Source organism: Streptomyces sp. NPDC127092 (assembly GCF_042722475.1).
GTDB lineage: Bacteria > Actinomycetota > Actinomycetes > Streptomycetales > Streptomycetaceae > Streptomyces.
In genome coordinates this window covers 1-21,745 of record NZ_JBHXFE010000013.1, presented here as the reverse complement: position 1 = coordinate 21,745, position 21,745 = coordinate 1, and the positions used below count along the sequence as shown (strand labels likewise).

Sequence of the window (21,745 nt, the reverse complement as noted above, 5' to 3'; positions counted from 1 at the left end):
CCTACCCCGCAATCCGTACGGTCGTGGTGGCGCCCCAGATCGCGAGGCTGAGGAAGAAGTCGAGGACGTTGACGGCCACGATGGAGGTGCGCACGCCACGCCCGACCGCGACACCGACGCCCGCCGGGCCGCCGCTCGCGTAGTAGCCGTGGTAGCAGTGCACCAGGATGATCACGACGGCGAAGACGATCACCTTGCCGAAGGACCACAGCACGTCGACCGGCGGCAGGTACTGCTGGAAGTAGTGGTCGTACGTCCCCGCGGACTGCCCGTAGTAGCCGGTGGTGATGGTCCGGGCCGCGAAGTACGAGGACAGCAGCCCGATCACGTACAGCGGGATGACGGCCACGAAGCCGGCGATCATCCGGGTGGTGACCAGGAACGGCAGCGACGGGACGCCCATGACCTCCAGGGCGTCGGTCTCCTCGCTGATCCGCATCGCGCCGAGCTGCGCGGTGAAGCCCGCGCCGACCGTCGCCGACAGCGCGAGCCCGGCGACGAGCGGGGCGATCTCGCGGGTGTTGAAGTACGCGGAGAGGAAGGCCACGAAGTTGGAGGTGCCCAGCTGGTTGAGCGCGGCGTACCCCTGGAGGCCGACCTCGGTGCCGGTGAAGAAGGAGAGGAAGGCGATGACGCCGACGGTGCCGCCGACGACCGCCAGTGCCCCGCGGCCGAAGCTCACCTCGGCGAGCAGGCGCAGGACCTCCTTCTTGTAGCGGCGCAGGGTGCGACCGGTCCAGGCGAGGGACCGGCCGTAGAACACCAGCTGGGTGCCGAGCTCGTCGAGGGAGCGTCCGGCCCGTCCGAGGGGGTTGGGCAGAGTCATCGTCATCCCCTCTGCGGAACGATCTGGAAGTAGACGGCGGTCAGCACGAAGTTCGTCACGAACAGCAACATGAAGGTGATGACCACGGACTGGTTCACGGCGTCGCCGACGCCCTTGGGGCCGCCCTTGGCGGTCAGTCCCTTGTACGAGGCGACGATCGCGGCGATGGCGCCGAAGACCAGCGCCTTCACCTCGGCCGCCCACAGGTCGGACAGCTGGGCGAGGGTGGTGAAGGAGGCGAGGTAGGCGCCGGGAGTGCCGTTCTGCATCACGACGTTGAAGAAATAGCCGCCGGCCACTCCGACCACCGAGACCAGCCCGTTCAGCAGCACCGCGACGAGCATGGTGGCGAGCACCCGGGGGACGACGAGCCGGTGGATCGGGTCGATGCCGAGGACCTGCATGGCGTCGATCTCCTCGCGGATCTTGCGCGCCCCGAGGTCCGCGCAGATCGCGGTACCGCCCGCCCCGGCGATGAGCAGCGCCGTGACGATCGGGGACGCCTCCCGCAGTACGGCGAGCACGGAGGCGGCGCCGGAGAACGACTGTGCGCCGAGCTGCCGGGTCAGGCTCCCGATCTGCAGCGCGATGACCGCGCCGAAGGGGATGGAGACCAGGGCCGTGGGCAGGATGGTGACGGACGCGACGAACCACGCCTGCTGGATGAACTCCCGTATCTGGAAGGGGCGTCGGGGCAGGGTGCGCAGGACGTCCAGGGCCATGGCGAAGAGGCTGCCGGAGTGGTGGAGGGCGGCTTTCGGGGAGAGGCTCATGCGTCACCGTCCTCCTTCTCCCGGTCGGCGATGGCCTGCCAGCGGGGCGGGCGGGTGATCCCGGGGCCGGGCAGCAGGCGCGGCGGCAGGGCGGGGGCCGGCCGGTCGTCGTCGCCCAGACCGGCGAGCTCCTGCTCGACCTGGGCCGCGTCCTTCTCCTCGGCCATGCCGATCGGTCCCTGCATCCGGCCGCCCAGGAACTGCCGTACGACCGGCTCGTCGCTGGTGAGGAGCTGCTCGCGCGGGCCGAACATCACCAGCTCGCGCCGGAAGAGCAGCCCGATGTTGTCCGGGACCTGGCGGGCCGAGGCGATGTCGTGGGTGACGATCAGGAAGGTCGCGTCGATCTGCGCGTTCAGGTCGACGATCAGCTGGTTGAGATAGGCCACCCGCACCGGGTCGAGCCCCGAGTCCGGCTCGTCGAAGAGGATGATCTCCGGGTCGAGCACCAGCGCCCGCGCGAGCCCCGCCCGCTTGCGCATCCCGCCGGAGATCTCACCGGGCAGCTTCTCCTCGGCGCCGATCAGACCGACCATGTCCATCTTCTCCAGGACGATCCGTCTGATCTCGCTCTCGGGCTTGCGGGTGTGCTCGCGCAGCGGGAAGGCGATGTTGTCGTAGAGGTTCATCGACCCGAACAGGGCGCCGTCCTGGAACAGCACGCCGAAGAGCTTGCGCACCTCGTACAGGTCGTGCTCGCGGAGCTTGGTGATGTCCTGGCCGACGATCCGTATCGATCCCCGTTCCGGCTTGAGCAGGCCCACCAGTGTCTTGAGGAACACCGACTTGCCGGTGCCGGAGGGGCCGAGCATGACGGACACCTCGCCGGCGGGCAGTGTCAGGGACACGTCCTGCCAGATGACCTGGTGGCCGAAGGACTTGGTCAGCCCTTCCACGCAGATCTCGACACCCATCCGGTTCACCCTTCAGCGGGAGCGGCTCGTACGTCTGCTCTACGGTGAGGGGCGGCGGGTCCGTCGCGGAGATTCGAAGATTTTTTTACGGCAGGCCGGCGGGGGCGTCCGGGGTGACCGGGACGTCCGGCAGGGCGACCCGTACGGCGCCGGTGCCGGGGACCGGGACCGGCGGCAGCCCCACGGAGGGGGCGGCGGGCAGGGACGGCAGCGGGGCCGACGCCTCCGGCAGGACGCCTTCGACGTCCGGTTCCGGCAGGGTCACCTCGGGCGCCGGGACCGGCACCGGCACCGGCACCGGCACGAGGGAGGGCGACGGCGACATCGACGGCGGGAGGGCGGTGGGTGACGCCTCTCCGGCCGGATGTGCCGGGTCTGCCGGGGTCACCGGACGCGCCGAAGGCGTGGGGACCCGCAGGACGTAACGGGCGTTCTCCTCCGCCGGATCCGACACCGCCGGGCGGGCGGGCCGCGGCGTGCCCGCCTCGTACGCGAACGGGACGACCACCAGGCCCACCACCGCCAGCGTCGCCACCGAGGTCGCGGCGAGGGCATGGGCGGGGACGCCCGCCTGACCCGCCTGGTCGCGCCCGCGTCCGATCAGCCAGAGGCCGACCGCCAGCGTGCCGGCCAGCGAGTTGCGCAGCGTGCGCCGCGCCCGGGCGAGCAGGGATTCGACGGCCTGGTAGCTCAGTCCCATCTCCCGGGCGATCTGGTCGACGTCCCGGTCCTCCGCCTTCAGCCGGAGGGCCTCCGCCTGGCGGGCCGGCAGCTCCCTGCTCCGGAACGCCACCCACCTGGCCTCCGCCCGGTCGCACACCACCTCCTCGACGGGGACGGGGCCGGGGGCGGTGAGCCTGGGAGCGCTGCCTACCTCGGCCTCGCGGTGGACCTGCCGGTAACGGTCGACGCACAGGCGCATGGTCACCGTGGTCAGCCACGCCCCGAGCCGCTCGTCGTCCAGGTGCGCGTGCTGCGCGGCGCGCAGCATCGCCTCCTGGACGGCGTCCTCGGCGTCCTCGGCACTCATGGATCTGCGGCGCGCCACCTTGAGCAACTGCTCGCGATGGCTCCACATGCGCTGCCATCGCAGGTGGGCCGCTTCGTCACGGATTTCCGGTGCCATGGGCCGGGACGTTACCGGCGGGTACCCGGTGTTGTGGAGGGGGTGGGCCGCGAGTGAGTCCTAACCGTTGCCGGGAAGTGTCCCGGTGCCCGGCAGGATGCCGTCGGAAGGCAGCCCGACACCCGGGTCAGGGGCTGTGACCAGGGAAGGCAGCGGCTCCGGCGCGGGCGACGGCGTCGCCGAGGGCTTGGCCGTGGGCGCGGGCGCCGGCCCCGCCGTCGGCTTCGGCCGGGAGGAGGACGGGGACGCCGACGGCGACGCGCCGGAACGCCGCCCGGGGGCGGCCGGCTCGGCCCGTGCGGGATCGGGGGCCGGGGCCCTCGTGCCCGCACCCGTACCGGAATCCGGGTCGGGCCCGGCCCCGCTCAGGTCCGGCACGATCCGGTGTCCGTCCCTGAAGTAGGCGTACCAGGACAGCACGACGCTCAGGTACGCGGTGGAGTGGTTGTAGGAGAGGATCGCGCGGTCGAGGCCCGGCCGCCGGGACAGGTCGCGTCCCCCGGCGCACAGGTAGTTCCCGGCGGCGAGCGCCGCGTCGTGGACGTTGTGGGGGTCGGCCCGCCCGTCGCCGTTGCCGTCGGCGCCCCACCCGGCCCAGGTGGACGGGATGAACTGCATCGGGCCGACGGCGTGGTCGTAGGACGGGTCGCCGTCGTACGCGCCGCCGTCGGTGTCCCGGATCAGGGCGAAGCCCCGGCCGTTCAGCTGCGGACCGATGATGGGCGTGTACGTCGTGCCGTCCGCGGCCACCCGTCCGCCCCGCGCCTGGCCGGACTCCACCTGCCCGATCGCGGCGAGCAGCTGCCAGCGCAGCCCGCAGCGCGGGGTGCTCCGCGCGAGCGCCGCCTCCGCCCGCCGGTACGCGGCGAAGACCGTGGCGGGCAGCGCCCCGCGGTCCGCCACGAAGACGGAGGGGGCCGCGGGCCGCGTCGCCGGGCTGACGACTCCCAGCGGGGGCAGCTCGGTCAGGTAGTACGTGTCACCCGGCGTCTGTGTGCCGGGTGCCGTTCCCGCCTGAGCGTCGGCGGTCCACGCCACGAGCCCCGCCGCCTGCGACCCGGTCAGCGCCGCCATGGCCGCCGCCACGACCGCCGTACCCCTGACACCTCTGCGCATCCGCCCCGACCAACGTCCCGCCATCCCTCGATCCCCTCCCGAAACCGGCTTTCTGCCGTCTGCTCTACGGGGGGAGGGGCGGCGTCCGTCGCGTCGATCGCGAAGATTTCCCGGGGCGATGGCCTTGCGGGGTTCATGCTGCCGTGGACGGGCACGGGCGGTCGGCGGCCTGCCGGGGGCGGGTGGACGAGGCGCCTGCCGGGCGAAGGGCGAGGCGCCTGTGGTGTCCCTAGAAGAACCCGAGCTTCTTGGGGCTGTAACTCTGGAGGATGTTCTTCGTCTGCTGGTAGTGGTCCAGCATCATCTTGTGCGTCTCCCGGCCCACCCCCGACTGCTTGTAGCCCCCGAACGCCGCATGCGCCGGGTACGCGTGGTAGCAGTTGGTCCAGACGCGGCCCGCCTGGATGGCGCGGCCCGCGCGGTAGGCCGTGGTGGCGTCCCGGGTCCAGACGCCGGCGCCCAGGCCGTAGAGGGTGTCGTTGGCGGTGCGGACGGCGTCGTCGAAGTCGGCGAAGGACGTGACCGCGACGACCGGGCCGAAGATCTCCTCCTGGAAGATCCGCATGCGGTTGTCGCCCTCGAAGATGGTGGGCTGGACGTAGTAGCCGCCCTCCAGTTCGCCGCCGTGCTCCACGCGCCGGCCGCCCGTCAGGATCTTGGCGCCTTCCTGCTGGCCGATCTCCAGATACGAGAGGATCTTGTCGAGCTGGCCGGCGGAGGCCTGGGCGCCGATCATGGTGGCGGTGTCCAGGGGGTGGCCGGGGACGATGGCCTCCGTGCGGGCGATCGCCGCCTGGAGGAAGTCGTGGTAGTGACCACGCTGGACGAGGGCGCGGGAGGGGCAGGTGCAGACCTCGCCCTGGTTGAGGGCGAACATGGTGAAGCCTTCGAGGGCCTTGTCGAGGAAGTCGTCGTCGGCCGACGAGACGTCGTCGAAGAAGATGTTGGGCGACTTTCCGCCCAGCTCGAGCGTGACGGGCTTCAGGTTCTCCGCCGCGTAGCCCATGATCAGCCGGCCCGTCGTCGTCTCGCCCGTGAACGCGATCTTCGCGACCCGCGGCGAGGAGGCGAGCGGCTTGCCGGCCTCCTCGCCGAAACCGTTGACGATGTTGACCACGCCGGGCGGCAGCAGGTCGGCCACCAGACTCATCCAGAAGTGGACGGAGGCCGGGGTCTGTTCGGCCGGCTTCAGGACGACCGCGTTGCCCGCGGCCAGCGCCGGCGCCAGCTTCCACACCGCCATCAGGATCGGGAAGTTCCACGGGATGATCTGCGCCACCACGCCCAGCGGCTCATGGAAGTGGTACGCGACGGTGTCCTCGTCCAGCTGGCTCAGCGCCCCCTCCTGGGCGCGCAGCGCGCCCGCGAAGTAGCGGAAGTGGTCGATGGCGAGCGGGATGTCGGCGGCCAGCGTCTCGCGCACCGGCTTGCCGTTCTCCCAGCTCTCCGCGACCGCCAGCGCCTCCAGCGAGGCCTCCATCCGGTCCGCGATCCGCAGCAGGACCTGCGCGCGCTCGGCCGGCGACGTGCGGCCCCACGCCGGGGCCGCCGCGTGCGCCGCGTCGAGCGCGCGCTCCACGTCCTCGGCGGTGCCACGCGCCACCTCCGTGAACGGACGGCCGTCGACCGGACTCGGGTTCTCGAAGTACCGCCCGCGCGCCGGGGCGACGTACTCACCCCCGATCCAGTGGTCGTAGCGGTTCGCGTACGACATGAGCGAACCCTCGGTGCCGGGTGCGGCGTAACGGGGCATGGGCAGGGCCTCCCTCGGACCGCGCCGGCCGTCCCTGGCCGGCGTTCACCGCCGATGGTGCGCGACCGTACGTTGCAACACCGTTGCACCCGCGGACAGTTCGGCGTCCAGCGCGGCCAGCCGGGCCCGCACCGCGGGGGCCTCCGCGGCCGGCACGGCCGAGGCGAGCGCCCGCCACACCGTCACGTCGTCCTCACCCCAGGTGCTGTACGCCCAGTCGGCCAGCAGCCCCGGATCGCCCCGGTCCACCAGCGCCGCCCGCAGCCGCCCCGCGAGCCGCTCCCGCAGCCGTACGACACCCGGCGCCCGCGAACCGGGCAGCAGCGGCCCCGCGTAGTCGGCGAGCGCCGTCGCGACCGCACCGGAGGAGAGCCGCCGGTCCACCGTCGCGAAGTCCGCGTCCACCGCCTCCGCCAGCCGGTACGGACGGGACGCCAGCAGCTCGGGGCCCAGCAGCCCGCGCAGCCGCGACAGCTCCGCCCGCAGCGTGACCGGAGTAACCGACTCGTCCTCGTACAGCAGCGTCAGCAACTCGTCGCCACCCACACCCTCCGGCCGCTGCGCGAGGATCACCAGGATCTCGCTGTGCCGCCGGCTCAGCCGCAGCCGCCTCCCGGCCACGTGCAGCAGCGCCTCGTCCCGTCCCAGGGCCGTCAGTCGCGGCCTGCCGGGCGCCGCGACGGGGGACAGCAGCGCGAGCTGCGACTCGGCGGCCCGCGCCACCGCCTGCACGAACGCCAGACTGTGCGGATGCGCCAGCCCGTCCCCACCCGTGACGTCGACCGCCCCGAGCAGCCGCCCGGTGTGCGGGTCGTGCACGGGCGCCGCGGCACACGTCCACCGCTGCACCGGCCGCCGGAAGTGCTCGGCCGCGCAGACCTGCACCGGCCGGTCGACGGCGATCGCGGTGCCCGGCGCGTTCGTCCCCGCCGCGGTCTCCGACCAGCGGGCACCGGCCACGAAGTTCATCGCGCGGGCCTTCCGCAGCGTTCCCGGATGGCCCTCCACCCACAGCATCCGCCCGGCGGCGTCGCACACCGCGAGCAGATGCTCGCCGTCCCGCGCGTACGCCCCCATCAGCTCCCGGATCATCGGCATCGCCACGGCGAGCGGATGCGCCTCGCGGTGCCCCGCGAGCTCCTCCTCGTCCAGCTCGACCGGAGCCGCGCCGTCCGGACTCACACGCGCCCGCGCCGAACGCCGCCAGGACTCGGCGACGAGCGGCCGGACGGGCGGGGAGACGGGGGGAGGCGCCTGGCGGCCGACTCCGGAGCCGCTGGACCGGCCGGAGTCGATGGACCGGCTGGAGTCGCTGGGGCGCGCGGAGTCGCCGGGCCGGCCGGCCTTCGAGGTTGCCGCGGCCGCTGCCGCGGTGAACTCCTCGTGCGCGCGCCGCACGGCGGCCGCTGTCCCAGGAGCCGCAGGTACCTGGGGTAGGCCAGGTACCCCAGGTACTCCAGGTGCCCCAGACGTCGCAGAGGTCTCAGGCGTTCCCGCCCACACATCGCTCAAATCGGCCTCCCCTTGTCCCCGCCCACGCATCGCTCCACTCGGCCTCCTCAGCGAGGCCGCCCCGCCTTGTCCGCCCTCCTCGCTCCTCGCTCCTCGCTCTTCCCTCTTCCCTCTTCCCTCCTCGTCCACCACCCTCGTCCGCGCCTCGTCCGCCTGCGCGGACGCCGCCCCGGACGGTGCGTGGACGTCATCGTGATGCGCGTGCGCCCTGTCGGCAAGCGCCCGGACGGGCCCGCATATGCGCCCTGACCAGTTACGCGCCCCGCGACTTGGCCGCCCGCGGTCGTCACGTAGAGTGGGGCCCGGGCCGTGACTGGCGCTTGAGGTGGATCACCACCGGGGAGCGGCCCGGCGGACGCGCACACCCCGCGCGACCGTGCCGCTGCCGTGCGCCTGGGCGATCAACCGGTCATCGACGACGCTCAGGAGTGGCCCATGTCCACCAGCACCGCACGCCTCATGGACGGCACCGCGCTCGCTCGCCGCACGGTCGAGGAGACCGCCGCGCGCGCCGCCGAGATCACCCGCCGCACCGGCACCACGCCCTGCCTCGCGACCGTCCTCGTCGGCGCGGACCCCGCCTCCGTGACGTACGTGAAGATGAAGCAGAACCGCTGCGCGAAGGCCGGAATCCGCTCCAAGCACGTCGAACTGCCCGCCGAGACGACGACCGAGGAGCTGGTCGCGGCGATCACCGCGCTCTCCGAGGACCCCGAGGTGCACGGCATCCTGCTCCAGCACCCGGTCGGTCCGCACATCGACGAGCGCGCCGCCTTCGAGGCCATCGCCCCGGAGAAGGACGTCGACGGCGTCACGATGGCCTCCTTCGCCGCCATGGGCTTCGGTCTGCCCGGCTTCGTCTCCTGCACCCCCGGCGGCATCATGCGGCTGCTCGACGCGTACGACGTCGACCTCAGCGGCAAGCGCGCCGTGGTCGTCGGCCGCAGCGCCATCCTCGGTAAGCCGGCCGGTCTGCTGCTCCTCGGCCGCGACGCGACCGTCACCTACTGCCACTCCCGCACCACCGACCTCTCCGCCGCCGTCCGCGAGGCCGACGTCCTGGTCGCCGCCGTCGGCAAGCCGAACTTCATCAAGGGCGAGGACATCAAGCCCGGCGCCGTCGTGATCGACGCCGGCTACAACCCGGGCAACGTCGGCGACGTCGACTTCGACAGCGCCGTCGAGCGCGCCTCCCTCATCACGCCCGTTCCCGGCGGTGTAGGCCCCATGACCATCGCCGTCCTCCTCTCCCAGACCGTCGAGGCGGCCGAGCGCCAGCTCGGCCTGTAGGCCTGTAGGCGCGAGCGGGACCGCGAGCGTCAGGGCAGGCAGGCAGGCAGAGGCAGGCAGGCGGCCGTGGATCCCGCACGGCAGGAGGTCGCAGGGATTCCGTACGCGAGCATCTCGTACGTACGGGCTCCCACAGGGCCTCTCGCACGAGCCACGGGAATGTCACGGTTCTGTACGAGCGAGGCCCAACTCACCGATATCGCTCGCCACATGACCGACGACGGGTGACCCTGGTTCCCATGCTCCACCCGCCGACGGAATCCCCGTCCCGCGACGCCCGGCCACCGAGACGGCCGGGCGTCGTCGTCCTGCCGGTCGCCGTGCTCGCCGCGATCCTCGCCCTCTCCCTCGCCGTCACGGCACGCGGCGGCTCGGGCGACGGTGACGGCGACCCGAACGCCATGCCCTCCGCCCCGGCCGAGCCGGGTGCGGGCACCTCCGGGGGCACCACCTCCGGCCGGTCGGCCGGAGCACCCGCCCACACGGCGTCCGGGACGTCCGGACAGCGGCCCGCGCCCCAGGGCGAGAGCCCGTCACCGCTGCCCACGCAGTCGAAGCGACCCGCCACGAAGCACCCGGCGGACCGCGACCGGCGCGTACCGACCACCTCGCACCCGCCGACCGGCGCCCCGACCGCCTCCGGCACCACGAGCCCCCGGCCGCGCAGTGGCGAGCCCCGTCGTACACCGCCGGCCCCCGCCCCCAGCCCGTACGACGGACTGCGTGTCGGCGACTGCTTCGGCATCGAGCGCGACGCGCCCGGAACCGTCGTCCGCCGGGCCTGCGACACGCCGCACGACGCCGAACTCGTCGCCCGGCTCCGCCTCACCGGCACGTACGCCGACGACGGCGCGGTACGGGACGCGGCGGCCGCCCTGTGCCGGGAGCCGCTGCGGACCAAGGCCGCGGAACAGCCCCTCGGCACCCGCTGGTCGACTTTCGTCCAGTACCCGTACCGCACGAGCTACCTGCTCGGCCAGACCACCGTCGCCTGCAGCCTGGCCGCCCCGACGGGAACGGCAAGGCTGACCGCTCCGCTGCAGTGACCATTCGTATGTGACCGGGGTCGTATGCGACCAGCCGTGTGACCAGCCGTGTGACCAGCCGTGTGACTCCCGTCAGAGCCCCGTGCGCGCCAGCCAGTGGTGGAGCAGGGAGCGGTCACCCGTCACCGTCAGCCGGTCGTCCTCCGGCGCGACACGCCCGGACACCAACAGCATCAGGTTCGCCACCGTTCCCGACACCACCACGTCGATGTCCATGTAGTCCATGGGCCCGCGGGCCCACCGGGGCCCCTCAGGCGTTCGGGTGACCACCCAGCCCTCGCCTCCCGCGCCGGGGCCCGGCCGGAACCCGATCCGCTCGCCCCGGCCACGCAGCTCGGCGAGCGCCGGCCTGACCGCCTGGAAGGCCGGTTCGGCCAGCAGGCCGAGGTGCTCGCCGATCACATCGGCTGCCAGGTCGTCGGCGATCCGGAACGCACTGTCCGTCGCGTACGCCGCGTCGTAGTGGTGGACGGCCGTGTCGCCCAGCATCCTGCGCAGCCAGAAGCCCGCCGGCCGGGGCCCGAAGAAGGTCTCGATCACGGTCTCGGCGCCGGTTTCCCTGATCGCGCCGATCAGTTCCTCCGCGCCCTCGCGCAGCCACCCGGCCCACTCGTCCGGCGGGCCGGGCCGGGCCTCGCGCGGATCGGGGACGGCCAGTTGGCGGCGCTCGCGCACGAGCCGCGCCGTCCAGCGGTGCTCCTGGCCGACATGGCCCACCAGGGTGCCCAGCGACCACTCCGGGCAGGTCGGCACGGGGGTTTCCGGACCCCGGACGGTGACGGCGCGCGCGAAGCCGGCGGTCTGCTCCCGCAGCCCCTCCACGAGCCGCACGGCGTGGAGGGTGTCCTGGGTGTCCTGAATGTTCCGTTTCGATGTCATCGCAAATCTCCTCTCGCGGTCACGCCGGTACCGTAGGAGCTCCAGTCCGGTGGAGGTTCAAGTGCCCTGGGTCGACGACACGTTCGGGATCGGTGAGCTGTCACGGCTGACCGGCGTTCCGGTGCGGACCATTCGCTTCTACGGCGACGAGGGCATCGTCGAATCGGTGCGCAGCTCCGGGGGACACCGGCGGTTCGACCAGGCGGCCGTCGAACGACTCCGCCTCGTCAAACGACTGCGCGCGCTCGGACTCGGGCTCACAGCCGTCAGACAGGTCGTCGCCGGGGAACGCTCCGTCGCCGAGGCGGTGGCGGCCGAGCGCGTCGCGCTCGACGCGCGGCTCGCGGAGCTGGCGTGGCGGCGGTCGGCCCTGCGCGCCGTCGAGGAGGCGGCCCCGGCCGACCGGGCCGGGAGACTCGGACTGCTGGCGGCCGTCGAGAACGGCGCCGCCGCGCGCGACGCGCTGATCGCTTTCTGGCGGCGCACGATCGTCGCTCCGGTGTCGGCGGAGATGTTCGACGCGTTCGTGGCCATGGCCGTACCCGAACCGCCCGACGACCCGAGCACGTCGCAGGTGGTCGCCTTCGCCGAACTGTTCGCCCTGGCCGGCGACCGGGACCTCGGTCGCCTCCTGCTGGCCATGGCGCGGGCCAACGCGGAGCATATCGCCGACGAGGACGACTTCCTTACCGGTCTCGGCGAGGCGTGCGCGAAGGCCTGGCCGCTGGTACGGGCGGGCGAGCCGCCCCGGCCGGGCCCCGAACTCGACCTCTTCGTCGCCGTACACGCCTCGGCCCGCCGCGACCGCGACACACCGGCCTTCCGCGCCCGCCTGCTGTCCTGGGTGGCCGCCGACCGCGACCCGCGCATGCGCCGCTACTGGCGCCTCGTGGCCGAGGCGGGCAGCGACCCGTTCACCCTGGGAGCGCCCCACATGTGGCTGACGGACGCGCTCCAGGATTCCGTGCGGCAGGGGTGAGGGGGCGGGGCGGGGGGGGCGGGGGATGGGGCTCGCGTACGCGCCCGGCCCGTCGCCCCGACCGTCCCACGCCGCCCGGCCCCCGGACCTGCGTCTCCGCCATGACCGCCAGGAGCGGGCGCGGCGGATCAGATGGGGCCAGGCTCCAGCCCCGCCAGCGCCGCCGCCGGGTCCTGGTCCGCTGGGCCCGCCGGGGTCCAGGTGTCCTGTTCCTTGCGGTAGGGCCACCAGCGGCCGTCAGGGCCGAGGCGGAGCTGGGTTTCCGTGCCGGCGACGGTCCAGCGGGCCGGACCCGACGGGTGCAGGGTGGGGCGTTCGGTCTCGTCCCAGGTCTCCGCCAGTCGGGCCTCGGCGCGGCGCAGGGCCTCCGGGGTCGGGTTCCACTCCTCCTCCAGGACCGCCAGGGCGGCACGGCCGCCCAGGCGCCAGGCCCGTACCGCGAGGTCGAGAGCCGTACGGTCGCGTCCTGAGCCCTTGGCGAGTCGCGCCGCGATCCACGGCGCGGGGGCGCCCGCGGCGAGCCGTACCGCGTCCTGAGCGGCCGTCAACGGAGGCTCGTCGAAGGGGCTCGCGCCGGACAGCAGCAGTCGGGCGCGGGCGGCCGCGTCCGCCGCCAGGAACTCCAGGGCCGTCGGATCCACCCCCGGCTCCGGGTCGGTCTCGGTGTCCAGCGACGGAGGCTCGCCCGGCGCGGAGGGCGGTACCGGCGGCGCGGGCAGCGGCGGCAGGATGTCCCGCGCCGCGAAGGCCTCCTCCGCCGAGACGCCCGACGGCCGTCGTACGGCGACCGCCCCGGAGTCCGCCGACGGCTCCGCCACACGGGCGGCGCTCCGCTCCTGCAGCGCCTCGATCACGGCCCGTTCCCCACGCCCGCGCATCAGCAGCAGCACGAACGGATCCTCGTCGAGGAGCCGCGCGACCTGGTAGCACAGGGCCGCCGTGTGCGGGCAGTGGTCCCAGGTCTCGCAGCCGCACTCCGGCTCCAGGTCGCCGATGCCCGGCAGCAGTTCGAGGCCGGCCGCCGCCGCGTCCTCGACGAGGTGCGGTGGCATCTCGCGGTCGAGCAGGGCCGCGATGTGCCCCGCGCTGTCGGCGGCCAGACCGATCAGCCGGTCCCATTCCTCCTCGGACAGCTCCTGCAGCAGCACGTCACTGCGGTACGCCGTGCCGTCCCGGTCCTTCACCACCGCCGTGATCCGGCCCGGCCGCACCGACACCGCGCCGACCGCACCGGACCGGGCGTGTTGCCGTCCTCGCTTCAGCTGCCGGCCGTCGAGCGCCGTGTCCTCCAGCGCCTTCAGCCACGCCTGGCCCCACCAGGTGCGGGCGAACGCCCCGCCCCGTACGGGCGGCAGTGCCGTGAAGGTCCGTTCCTCGCTGATCGCGTCTTCCTTTCGCCTGCGTGCGGAACCGCGGTTGTCGTGACCGGTCGCGTGTCGGCTCTCGTGACCAGTGCCGGGATCGGTCTCGTGACCGCTCCCGTGACCGGTCTCGTGAGCCTTCCTGTTGCCGTGCGCGGTCATCGTGTCTCGTCCTCCCCGCGCAGCCGCACCAGTTCGGCCAGCTCGGCGTCCGTCAGCTCCGTCAGGGCGGCCTCGCCGGAACCGAGCACCGAGTCGGCGAGCGCGCGCTTGCGCTCCAGCATGTCCGCGATCCGGTCCTCGATCGTGCCCTCGGCGATCAGCCGGTGGACCTGGACCGGCTGGGTCTGCCCGATCCGGTACGCCCGGTCCGTCGCCTGCGCCTCCACCGCCGGGTTCCACCAGCGGTCGTAGTGCACGACGTGACCGGCCCGCGTCAGGTTGAGGCCCGTACCCGCCGCCTTCAGGGAGAGGAGGAAGACGGGCACCTCACCGGCCTGGAAGCGGGCGACCATCGCCTCCCGCTCGGCGACCGGCGTGCCGCCGTGCAGGAACTGGGTCGGCACACCGCGCGCCGCCAAGTGCCGTTCCAGCAGCCGGGCCATGCCCACGTACTGCGTGAAGACGAGCACGCTCGCGTCCTCCGCCAGGATCGTGTCCAGGAGTTCGTCGAGCAGCTCCAGTTTGCCCGAGCGCCCTTCGATCCGCGGCTGGTCCTCCTTCAGGTACTGCGCCGGGTGGTTGCAGATCTGCTTGAGTCCGGTGAGCAGCTTGACGACCAGGCCACGCCGCTCCATCCCGTCCGCCTCGGCGATCGCGGTCAGGGTCTCGCGTACCACCGCCTCGTATAGCCCCGCCTGTTCCTTGGTGAGGGAGACGGCGTGGTCCGTCTCCGTCTTCGGCGGCAGCTCGGGCGCGATGCCAGGGTCGGACTTGCGCCGGCGCAGCAGGAACGGCCGGACCAGCGCGGCGAGTCGGGCCGCCGCGCCCGGATCGCCGCCGCCCTCGACGGCGGAGGCGTAGCGCGCACGGAACGCGCCGAGCCCGCCGAGCAGCCCCGGAGTGGTCCAGTCGAGGATCGCCCACAGCTCGGAGAGGTTGTTCTCCACGGGCGTGCCGGACAGCGCCACCCGCGCCTTTCCGCCGATCGTGCGCAGCGCGCGGGCGGTCGCCGAGTACGGGTTCTTGACGTGCTGCGCCTCGTCCGCGACGACCAGTCCCCAGGGCTGGGCCGCGAGCCGCGCCGCGTCGAGCCGCATCGTGCCGTAGGTGGTGAGGACGAAGCCGTTGCCGGCGATTCCGTCGTCGACGAGTCCGTCGCCGGTAAGCCCCTCGTCGGTAAGCCCCTCGCCGCTGAGTCCCTCCAGCGTGCGCGCCGGGCCGTGGAAGCGCCGTACGGGCGTGCCGGGCGCGAACTTCTCGATCTCACGCTGCCAGTTGCCCATCAGCGAGGTGGGGCAGACCACCAACGTCGGGACCGCCGTGTCCGGGTCGGACTGCCGGTGCAGATGAAGCGCGATGAGGGTGATCGTCTTGCCGAGGCCCATGTCGTCGGCGAGACAGCCCCCGAGCCCGAGCGAGGTCATCCGGTGCAGCCAGCCGAGGCCGCGCAACTGGTAGTCGCGCAGCGTCGCGGCCAGGGCGGCGGGCTGACCGATCTCCGGCTCGCCGCCCTCCGGATCGGCGAGCCGGGCGCGCATCCGTTCCATCCAGCCGGTCGCCCGGACCTCGACCTGGCGGCCGTCGACCTCGGCGGTGCCGGTCAGTACGGCGCCGAGCGCGTCGACCGGGCTCAGCTTGCGGCTCTGGCGCGATCGGGCGCTGCGTACCTCCTCGGGATCGACCAGCACCCACTGGTCGCGCAGACGCACCAGCGGCCGGCCGGCCTCGGCGAGCAGGTCGAGTTCCGCGCGGGTGAGTTCCTCGTCGCCGACCGCGTAACGCCAGTTGAAGGCGAGCAAGCTCTCGGCGGAGAGGAACGACGGCAGAGCGTCGTTCCGGACGTCTTCCTCGTCGTAGCGGCCCACCCCGGGAACGTCAGGCGGGCCGATAACGGCGGTCGCGGTGAGCCGGTGGGCGAGTTCGCGCGGCCAGTGGACGCGGACGCCGGTGGCCGCGAGGGCGCGGGCGGCGGGCCCGAGGAGCTCGACGACCTCCTCGTCGGCCAGGTCCACGGCGTCCGGCACGGCCGCGGTGAGCAGCGGCGAGAGCGCGGGCCAGGCGCGCGCCGCCCGGCGCAGCGCGAGCAGCGCGTCCATCCGGGCCCGCGACCCGAAGGCGCTGTCGCCCGTGGTGCCCGCCGGCGCCGTACCCGCCCAGACGTCTGCCGCGTCCGCGACGAGCGCGGGGTCGGCGACCGCGTGCAGCTGAGGCACGGCACGGAAGGACGGCGCCGGTGAATCCTCGGTGCGCCCGGTCTTCCCGGCCGACGTGGGCCCCTCGCCGAGGCCGATGGTCCCGGCTGCCCTGGCCGGCCCAGTGTTCCGGGCTGCTCCGGTGTTCCCTCCTCCCTTCGCCTCATGCGCCGTCACCAGCTCGATGCGCAGCGACAGGCGGACTCCCGCGTCGTGCCCGGCGGCCACGTCCGCCGCCCAGGCCCGGTGCTCCGGCAGCGCACGCGGTGTGTGGTGCTCGTCGGCGGCGAAGGCCGGGCCGCCGGCCGCGAGCGGCGCGGCCGGGGTCCGGGGGAGGACGTCGGCGACCGCGTCGGCGAATGCCCGTAGCAGTTCTTCGGGTTGGGGCAGCAGCAGGCCCTCGTCGGCCGTCGGCAGACCTCCGCCGTGCTCGCCGTGCTCGCCGTGCTCGTCGTACTCGGCAGGCGGCAGCGGTACGGCGTGGGCCGAGGGCGGCATGGAGGCCGCGAGGTCGCGCAGCGCCGCCACCTCCTCCGCGCCGAGCGGTCCGACCCGCCAGGCGTCCAGGTCGCCTGCGGTGAGGCCTGGAAGGAGCAGGCCCCGGGCGACCAGGTCAAGCGAGAACAGGGCGGCCGCGCCCCAGAACGCCGCGGACGGCGAGGCGTCCGTGGCGAACCGTGCCCGCGCGAGGACCGGCAGCGCCTCCCGTACGGACAACGTGAGCGCGGGCACGGTCCGCGGCCGGACGTCGTCGTCGACGACCGTCAGTTCGGCGAGGGTGCCGGACTCGGCGGGAGGCGTCTCGGCGGACCAGAAGGCGATCCTTCCCGCGCGCGGCGGATCGGCGGGCAGAAACAGGGCGGCGCAGCGGGTGAGTTGAGGAGAGGAGGGCGAAGAGGAGGACGGGAGCGACTGCGACGGAGACGGCGACAACACATTCCTCAAATTTGACTACTGGGTCGAGCGGCCGAGGGTACCCCACGCGACCTCCCTCCCGTGGGCCCCGGCATCGTGATCCCCGTCACGTCCGAGAGCGGCAGGTGGGGAAGACCCCACCCCCGGCCCCCGGCCGGCCCCCGAGCGGGTCCGGGTGGTGACGCCATGGTCCCGGACGATCACCGATCCCTAGGTTTTTCCTAGCCGGCGCGGGCCTCGCGACGGCCTTCCCCAGGCCCCTTCCACGGCCCCGCCACGGACCCCGGAGACCGCCATGCCTCAGGCCACCGCGACGATCGACGCCCCCGCATCGCTGCCCGCCGCGCCCGAACCGAGTTCCGCCCGCCGCCGTCAGGCCACCCCGGGTGGCAGCGAGTTCGCGCCGCTCCTGCGCACCGTCAAGGAACAGGGTCTGCTCGAACGACGCGTCGGCTGGTACGCCCGCGACATCGCCGCCAACCTCCTCGGCGTCCTCGCCGTGATCACCGGCCTGGCGCTGATCGGCCCCTCCTGGTGGGCCCTCCCGCTCGCGCTGCCGCTCGCCCTCTTCTCCGCCCGCATCGCCTTCGTCGGCCACGACGCCGGCCACTCCCAGATCACCGACCGGCGCAAGCTCGGCCGTGCCGTCCAGCTCGTCCACGCCAACCTGCTTCTCGGCATGAGCCGTGAATGGTGGAACGACAAGCACAACCGTCACCACGCCAACCCGAACCACCTCGACAAGGACCCGGACGTCGCCGCCGACGTCCTCGTCTTCGCCGCCCACCAGACCGCCGACCGCACCGGACTGCGCCGCTGGCTCACCCGCCACCAGGCCTGGCTCTTCTTCCCTTTGACCACCCTGGAAGGAATCGCCCTCAAGGTCTACGGCATCCAGGCCCTGCTCTCCCGGACCGGCCCCTACCGCACCCGGCGCGAGCGCCTCGTCGAGGGCGCCCTGCTCCTGGCCCATGTCGCCGGATACGCGGCCCTGCTGCTCACCCTGCTGACGCCGGTCCAGGCCCTCGTCTTCGCGCTGCTCCACCAGATGCTGCTCGGCGTGCACCTCGGCATGGCCTTCGCGCCCAACCACAAGGGCATGGAGATGCCCGACGCCCACCCGGACGGCGATTCCTGGGGCCATCTGCGCCGTCAGGTGCTGACCTCCCGCAACATCCGGGGCGGCGCCCTCACCGACTGGTTCCTCGGCGGCCTCAACTACCAGATCGAGCACCACCTCTTCCCCAGCATGCCGCGCCCGCACCTGCGGCTCGCCCAGCCCGCGGTCCGCGCTCACTGCCGCGCGCTCGGCATCCCGTACACCGAGACCGGCTTCGTCGACTCCTACCGCCAGGCGCTCGGCCACCTGCACGAGGTCGGCGCGCCGCTCCGCAGCGAGCTGACCGCGTAGAGCCCGACCGGGAAGGCCCCGGGCCGGTCCCGACCCGTCCGACCTCTCCCGTCGCGTCCCGGCCCGAACGGGCCCGGGCCGGTCTTCCGCTCCCTACGGGCCCGGCCGGGACGGGCCCACAGGGAGCCGTCAGCTCGGTCGGACGGCCATCGCGTCCAGCGATTCGAGCAGCGCGGGCAGCTTCGGACCGCGGGTCACGGGAAGGACCTCGTGCGGTTCGTCGTCGAGGAGCACGAAGGCCATGTCGTCGGTCCGCGCCACCAGCGACCAGCCGGGACCGTCGGCCCGCAGCATCCGGGCCTCGCCGCCGGCGAAGCTGGACCGCACGCGACCGACGGGCGGCGCCTCGACGACGTACTCACCGAGCTCCTTCAGGGCGCGGCGGACACCCTCGTACGGGTCGGAGCCGGCCACCTCGGACGCGCCTCCGCCTTCGTTCCCGCCCTCGCCCTCGCCGCCGGCGGCCTCCGCCCCGGTCTCCGTCGTCGTTCCGCCGCCGTCACCGGCCTCCGCGCCGGTCTCCGTACCGGCTGCGCTCCCGGCCCCGTCGTCACCCATCCGGGCGCGCCACTCGTTCCACTGCAAGGCCACCATGTCGGCGCCCAGGCGCCGCTGAGCCGGTCCCCACGCGTTGCCGTCCGGCGGTGCGAGCGGCGCCGGGGAGCCCTCTTCCGGCGCCGGGTCGTGAGGCGCCGGGATTCCGGGCGCGGCGGTGGCGACGGCGAGCGGCCAGCCCGGCAGCGCGGACACCACGGACCGCTCGTCGGGGGAGAGGTCGTACTCCATGCCGCAGTCCCAGGAGGCGATGGCGACGGCGACGAGCGACACGTCGTCGACGACCACGGTCCACCGGGCTCCCGTGCCGTCCTGCCCGAGTACCAGGCCGTAGCCCTCCGCATAAGGCTCGAGGCGCAGTGCCGCGCAGGCCGCCGGGTAGTCGTCGCCGAGGACGCTGGGGAACTGCGCGGGTGTGAGCAGCGCCGCCGTCAGCACGTACAGCGCGTCGTCGTCGCCGGCTGCGACGGCGCCCTCCGCCGCGGACATGACGGCGTCGTCCGCGCCGGTCGCGGTGGGTTCCGTTTCGCCCACGTCTGCCTCCCCATCTGGTCGTCGGCGCACCCTAACCAGTGAGTAACCCGCGCGTCGAGAGCTGGAGCCGTCCCGACGGGCGGGCCGAGCGACGGTGCGGGCGTCGTGCTCACCCGTGCCTCCAGGAGGTTCCTGCCCCGGAGGCTCCCGCCCCGGATGCCCGGGGCGCCGAGCGCCGCCGGGGCAGCACCGCCTGCGATAGCCGGTGCCCCGGCCGGGGCCCGGAGCATCGGCGACTGCGTAGCCTGCGATCACCGAGGCCGGACGCCCGGGGCCCGGAGCGCCGCCGGCCACACCGCCTACGATCGACGGATCGACGGATCGACGGATCGACGGATCGCCTGGGCAGTCACTCCGTACGGCGCACGGCCAGTGCCAGGTAGCGGTCGTCCTCGTCGGTGTACGCGACCAGCTCCCACCCCGAACGGGCGAGCATGGGGCGGAGGTTGGGCTCGGCGCGCAGGTCGTCGTCGGTGATCTGGCGACCGTGCCGGGCAGCCAGCGCGGCCCGGCCGATCGGGTGGAAGAGCGCCAGCCGGCCGCCCGGCCGTACCACCCGGGCCAGCTCGCGCAGGTCCCGCCCCGGGTCCGCCAGGTGCGAGACGAGCCCGGCACCGAAGACGGCGTCGAGCGCGCCGTCGCGCAGCGGCAGCCCGGCGACGTCGGCGAGGATCAGGGCGCCGTCCTTGTCGCGGCCCGCCTTCGTCGCCTCGGCCAGCATCTCGGGCGTCAGGTCGATCCCGACGACGGTGCCCGTGGGGCCGACGGCGTCGCGCAGCGGCGGCAGGGCACGGCCCGTGCCGCAGCCCGCGTCGAGCACCGCGTCACCGGGGCGCAGGCCGACGTCGGCGACGGCGGCGGCGTAGGCGGGTCCGTCGTCGGGAAACCTGGAGTCCCAGTCGGCGGCGCGAGCGCCGAAGAACTCCCGTACGTGCGTGGGGTCATCGCTCATGTGCCCCATGATCCCTCACCACCAGGTCACCCACAGGCGTGAGATTTTCGCCCAGGGCGCCCCGAATCTCCCCTGTGTGAGTGAACTATCTGCGCGCATGTTCGAGACTGTCGCGATCGTTCGGGTACATCTCTCTGTCATATTCCATCAGCTTTCGAAATGCGCCCCTAGTGCGCCCCCAGGGGCGCACTAGCGTCCCTGGGTCATGGGACACCTGGACCACGCCACCTATGGCTGGCTGACACCTGTGCTGTCGTACGCGATGGCCTGCATCGGCGCCGCCCTCGGACTGCGCTGCACCGTACGCGCCCTCGACGCGACCGGCCGCTCGCGCCGCAACTGGCTGCTCACCGCCGCCTCCGCGATCGGCACCGGCATCTGGACGATGCACTTCGTCGCGATGCTGGGCTTCGGCGTCACCGGCACCGACATCCGCTACGACGTACCCCTCACCCTCCTCAGCCTGATCGTCGCCATGGCCGTCGTGGGCGTCGGCGTCTTCGCCGTCGGATACGGACGCGACCGGCTCCGCTCGCTCCTGATCGGCGGTCTGACCACCGGCGTCGGCGTGGCGAGCATGCACTACATGGGCATGGCGGCACTGCGACTGCACGGACACGTGCGGTACGACCCGCTGCTCGTCGTCCTCTCCGTCGTCATCGCGGTCGTGGCCGCCACCGCCGCCCTCTGGGCGGCCCTCAACATCCACGCCCCGGCAGCGGTGGCGCTCGCCTCCCTCGTGATGGGCGCGGCGGTCAGCAGCATGCACTACACCGGGATGCTCGCCGTACGGGTCGACGTCTCCCCGTCCTCGGCCACGCTCCCGGGCGCGACGGTCATGCAGTTCATCTTTCCGCTCGCCGTCGGTCTCGGGTCCTATCTCTTCATCACCTCCGCCTTCGTCGCCCTGTCACCGACCGCGCGCGAGCGCGCCGCCTACGCCTCCGCCGAGCGCCTGACCGAGCCCGACGAACGCGCCGTGGACGTCGCGCCTCCCGGCTTCCGCCCGGAGGCGGAGCCCCGGCACCAGGAACGCACCACACCCGCCTACGCCCACCCCTCGGGCCCGGTCCACGGCCCGAGAGACGACCACGACCACCGCCACCACGACGCCCGAATCTGAACCGTCACCGGCCAGAGGACCAAAAGACCAGAGGACCAGAGGCCGTTGAGCGGTCGAGCCGTCGGCCGTGTGGTCAGCGGGCCTTGAGCCGATGGGCCATCGAGCCAGCGGATCTCGAGCCATCGGGCCTCAAGTCATCGGACCTCGAACCACCGGACCTCGAACCACCGGACCTCGAACCACCGGGCCTCGAGCCATCGGGTCACCGGGCCGCCCCGTCCCCAGCGGCCCGGCCCCGCCGGCCGAGCGCACGCTCCACCGACCGCCGAACAGCCGCCGCGTGACCAGCCAGCCGTAAGCGACAGCACCAGCGGACCCCGCCGCTC

16 protein-coding genes, 1 pseudogene and 1 riboswitch are annotated in these 21,745 nt (G+C 73.4%); of the genes and pseudogenes, 5 read left to right on the top strand and 12 right to left on the bottom strand.

What is annotated here, in order from left to right; genetic code table 11:
- Window position 1: 1 nt before the first annotated feature.
- The 7 genes from ACFWJO_RS13300 to ACFWJO_RS13270 form a co-directional block, all read right to left on the bottom strand.
- Window positions 2-826, bottom strand: a complete 825-nt coding sequence (locus tag ACFWJO_RS13300) for an MlaE family ABC transporter permease (protein ID WP_386864820.1) — start codon at window positions 824-826, stop codon at window positions 2-4.
- 2 nt (window positions 827-828) lie between these two features.
- Window positions 829-1,599, bottom strand: coding sequence for an MlaE family ABC transporter permease (locus tag ACFWJO_RS13295; RefSeq protein WP_386864819.1), 771 nt, complete (start codon window positions 1,597-1,599; stop codon window positions 829-831).
- Complete coding sequence (locus tag ACFWJO_RS13290) at window positions 1,596-2,513, bottom strand: ABC transporter ATP-binding protein (RefSeq protein ID WP_386864818.1); 918 nt, start codon at window positions 2,511-2,513, stop codon at window positions 1,596-1,598. The genes ACFWJO_RS13295 and ACFWJO_RS13290 overlap by 4 nt, the downstream gene beginning before the upstream one ends.
- Before the next feature lie 85 nt (window positions 2,514-2,598).
- On the bottom strand, window positions 2,599-3,639 hold the full coding sequence (locus ACFWJO_RS13285) for a sigma-70 family RNA polymerase sigma factor (RefSeq protein WP_386864817.1): 1,041 nt from the start codon (window positions 3,637-3,639) through the stop codon (window positions 2,599-2,601).
- A 60-nt stretch (window positions 3,640-3,699) separates the two neighbouring features.
- On the bottom strand, window positions 3,700-4,779 hold the full coding sequence (locus ACFWJO_RS13280; protein ID WP_386864816.1) for a lytic murein transglycosylase: 1,080 nt from the start codon (window positions 4,777-4,779) through the stop codon (window positions 3,700-3,702).
- 205 nt (window positions 4,780-4,984) lie between these two features.
- Window positions 4,985-6,508, bottom strand: a complete 1,524-nt coding sequence (locus ACFWJO_RS13275) for an aldehyde dehydrogenase family protein (RefSeq protein ID WP_386864815.1) — start codon at window positions 6,506-6,508, stop codon at window positions 4,985-4,987.
- Between the two features lie 45 nt (window positions 6,509-6,553).
- Window positions 6,554-7,804, bottom strand: coding sequence for a GAF domain-containing protein (locus tag ACFWJO_RS13270; RefSeq protein ID WP_386864935.1), 1,251 nt, complete (start codon window positions 7,802-7,804; stop codon window positions 6,554-6,556).
- Window positions 7,805-8,319: 515 nt separating this feature from the next.
- Window positions 8,320-8,426: riboswitch (ZMP/ZTP riboswitch) on the top strand.
- A 29-nt stretch (window positions 8,427-8,455) separates the two neighbouring features.
- Here ACFWJO_RS13270 and ACFWJO_RS13265 point away from each other — a divergent pair.
- Together ACFWJO_RS13265 and ACFWJO_RS13260 are read left to right on the top strand one after the other, a co-directional pair.
- Window positions 8,456-9,310 carry a bifunctional 5,10-methylenetetrahydrofolate dehydrogenase/5,10-methenyltetrahydrofolate cyclohydrolase gene (locus ACFWJO_RS13265; RefSeq protein WP_384406857.1) on the top strand — a complete coding sequence of 285 codons (855 nt, stop codon included), beginning with the start codon at window positions 8,456-8,458 and terminating at the stop codon, window positions 9,308-9,310.
- Between the two features lie 239 nt (window positions 9,311-9,549).
- Window positions 9,550-10,356, top strand: coding sequence for a hypothetical protein (locus ACFWJO_RS13260; RefSeq protein WP_386864814.1), 807 nt, complete (start codon window positions 9,550-9,552; stop codon window positions 10,354-10,356).
- Window positions 10,357-10,428: 72 nt separating this feature from the next.
- Here the strand turns inward: ACFWJO_RS13260 and ACFWJO_RS13255 are convergent, their stop codons facing one another.
- Window positions 10,429-11,235 carry a maleylpyruvate isomerase family mycothiol-dependent enzyme gene (locus ACFWJO_RS13255; protein WP_386864813.1) on the bottom strand — a complete coding sequence of 269 codons (807 nt, stop codon included), beginning with the start codon at window positions 11,233-11,235 and terminating at the stop codon, window positions 10,429-10,431.
- A 61-nt stretch (window positions 11,236-11,296) separates the two neighbouring features.
- On the opposite strand from ACFWJO_RS13255, the gene ACFWJO_RS13250 reads away from it, so the two are divergent.
- A complete protein-coding gene (locus ACFWJO_RS13250) occupies window positions 11,297-12,214 on the top strand; it encodes a MerR family transcriptional regulator (protein WP_386864812.1) in 918 nt (305 codons plus the stop codon).
- A gap of 128 nt (window positions 12,215-12,342) precedes the next feature.
- On the opposite strand, the gene ACFWJO_RS13245 is transcribed toward ACFWJO_RS13250, so the two are convergent.
- Window positions 12,343-13,737: an SWF or SNF family helicase gene (locus tag ACFWJO_RS13245; RefSeq protein ID WP_386864811.1), complete on the bottom strand. Its 1,395-nt coding sequence runs from the start codon at window positions 13,735-13,737 to the stop codon at window positions 12,343-12,345.
- On the bottom strand, window positions 13,734-16,862 hold the full coding sequence (locus tag ACFWJO_RS13240) for a DEAD/DEAH box helicase (RefSeq protein WP_386864810.1): 3,129 nt from the start codon (window positions 16,860-16,862) through the stop codon (window positions 13,734-13,736). The genes ACFWJO_RS13245 and ACFWJO_RS13240 overlap by 4 nt, the downstream gene beginning before the upstream one ends.
- A 277-nt stretch (window positions 16,863-17,139) precedes the next feature.
- Here ACFWJO_RS13240 and ACFWJO_RS13235 point away from each other — a divergent pair, with 277 nt between their 5' ends.
- The gene (locus ACFWJO_RS13235) at window positions 17,140-18,255 is read left to right on the top strand and encodes a fatty acid desaturase family protein (RefSeq protein WP_386864809.1); all 1,116 of its coding nucleotides are present in this window, start codon (window positions 17,140-17,142) and stop codon (window positions 18,253-18,255) included.
- Window positions 18,256-18,384: 129 nt separating this feature from the next.
- Here ACFWJO_RS13235 and ACFWJO_RS13230 read toward each other — a convergent pair whose 3' ends face one another.
- Both ACFWJO_RS13230 and ACFWJO_RS13225 read right to left on the bottom strand, forming a co-directional pair.
- Entirely contained in the window at window positions 18,385-19,299 is a 915-nt protein-coding gene (locus ACFWJO_RS13230; protein WP_386864934.1) for a hypothetical protein, read from the bottom strand.
- Window positions 19,300-19,693: 394 nt separating this feature from the next.
- Window positions 19,694-20,296 (bottom strand): class I SAM-dependent methyltransferase, encoded by a 603-nt coding sequence (locus tag ACFWJO_RS13225; protein ID WP_386864808.1) that lies wholly within the window; start codon window positions 20,294-20,296, stop codon window positions 19,694-19,696.
- 205 nt (window positions 20,297-20,501) lie between these two features.
- Between ACFWJO_RS13225 and ACFWJO_RS13220 the strand changes: the two are divergent.
- Window positions 20,502-21,260, top strand: a pseudogene (locus ACFWJO_RS13220) (MHYT domain-containing protein); the annotation flags it as partial.
- Between the last annotated feature and the right edge of the window lie 485 nt (window positions 21,261-21,745).

What these genes read in the sequence shown, in the direction of transcription:
- ACFWJO_RS13300 (WP_386864820.1), bottom strand. Translation starts at nt 826, where the DNA reads ATGACTCTGCCCAACCCCCTCGGACGGGCCGGACGCTCCCTCGACGAG.
- ACFWJO_RS13295 (WP_386864819.1), bottom strand. Translation starts at nt 1,599, where the DNA reads ATGAGCCTCTCCCCGAAAGCCGCCCTCCACCACTCCGGCAGCCTCTTC.
- ACFWJO_RS13290 (WP_386864818.1), bottom strand. Translation starts at nt 2,513, where the DNA reads ATGGGTGTCGAGATCTGCGTGGAAGGGCTGACCAAGTCCTTCGGCCAC.
- ACFWJO_RS13285 (WP_386864817.1), bottom strand. Translation starts at nt 3,639, where the DNA reads ATGGCACCGGAAATCCGTGACGAAGCGGCCCACCTGCGATGGCAGCGC.
- ACFWJO_RS13280 (WP_386864816.1), bottom strand. Translation starts at nt 4,779, where the DNA reads ATGGCGGGACGTTGGTCGGGGCGGATGCGCAGAGGTGTCAGGGGTACG.
- ACFWJO_RS13275 (WP_386864815.1), bottom strand. Translation starts at nt 6,508, where the DNA reads ATGCCCCGTTACGCCGCACCCGGCACCGAGGGTTCGCTCATGTCGTAC.
- ACFWJO_RS13265 (WP_384406857.1), top strand. Translation starts at nt 8,456, where the DNA reads ATGTCCACCAGCACCGCACGCCTCATGGACGGCACCGCGCTCGCTCGC.
- ACFWJO_RS13260 (WP_386864814.1), top strand. Translation starts at nt 9,550, where the DNA reads ATGCTCCACCCGCCGACGGAATCCCCGTCCCGCGACGCCCGGCCACCG.
- ACFWJO_RS13255 (WP_386864813.1), bottom strand. Translation starts at nt 11,235, where the DNA reads ATGACATCGAAACGGAACATTCAGGACACCCAGGACACCCTCCACGCC.
- ACFWJO_RS13245 (WP_386864811.1), bottom strand. Translation starts at nt 13,737, where the DNA reads ATGACCGCGCACGGCAACAGGAAGGCTCACGAGACCGGTCACGGGAGC.
- ACFWJO_RS13235 (WP_386864809.1), top strand. Translation starts at nt 17,140, where the DNA reads ATGCCTCAGGCCACCGCGACGATCGACGCCCCCGCATCGCTGCCCGCC.
- ACFWJO_RS13230 (WP_386864934.1), bottom strand. Translation starts at nt 19,299, where the DNA reads ATGTCCGCGGCGGAGGGCGCCGTCGCAGCCGGCGACGACGACGCGCTG.
- ACFWJO_RS13225 (WP_386864808.1), bottom strand. Translation starts at nt 20,296, where the DNA reads ATGAGCGATGACCCCACGCACGTACGGGAGTTCTTCGGCGCTCGCGCC.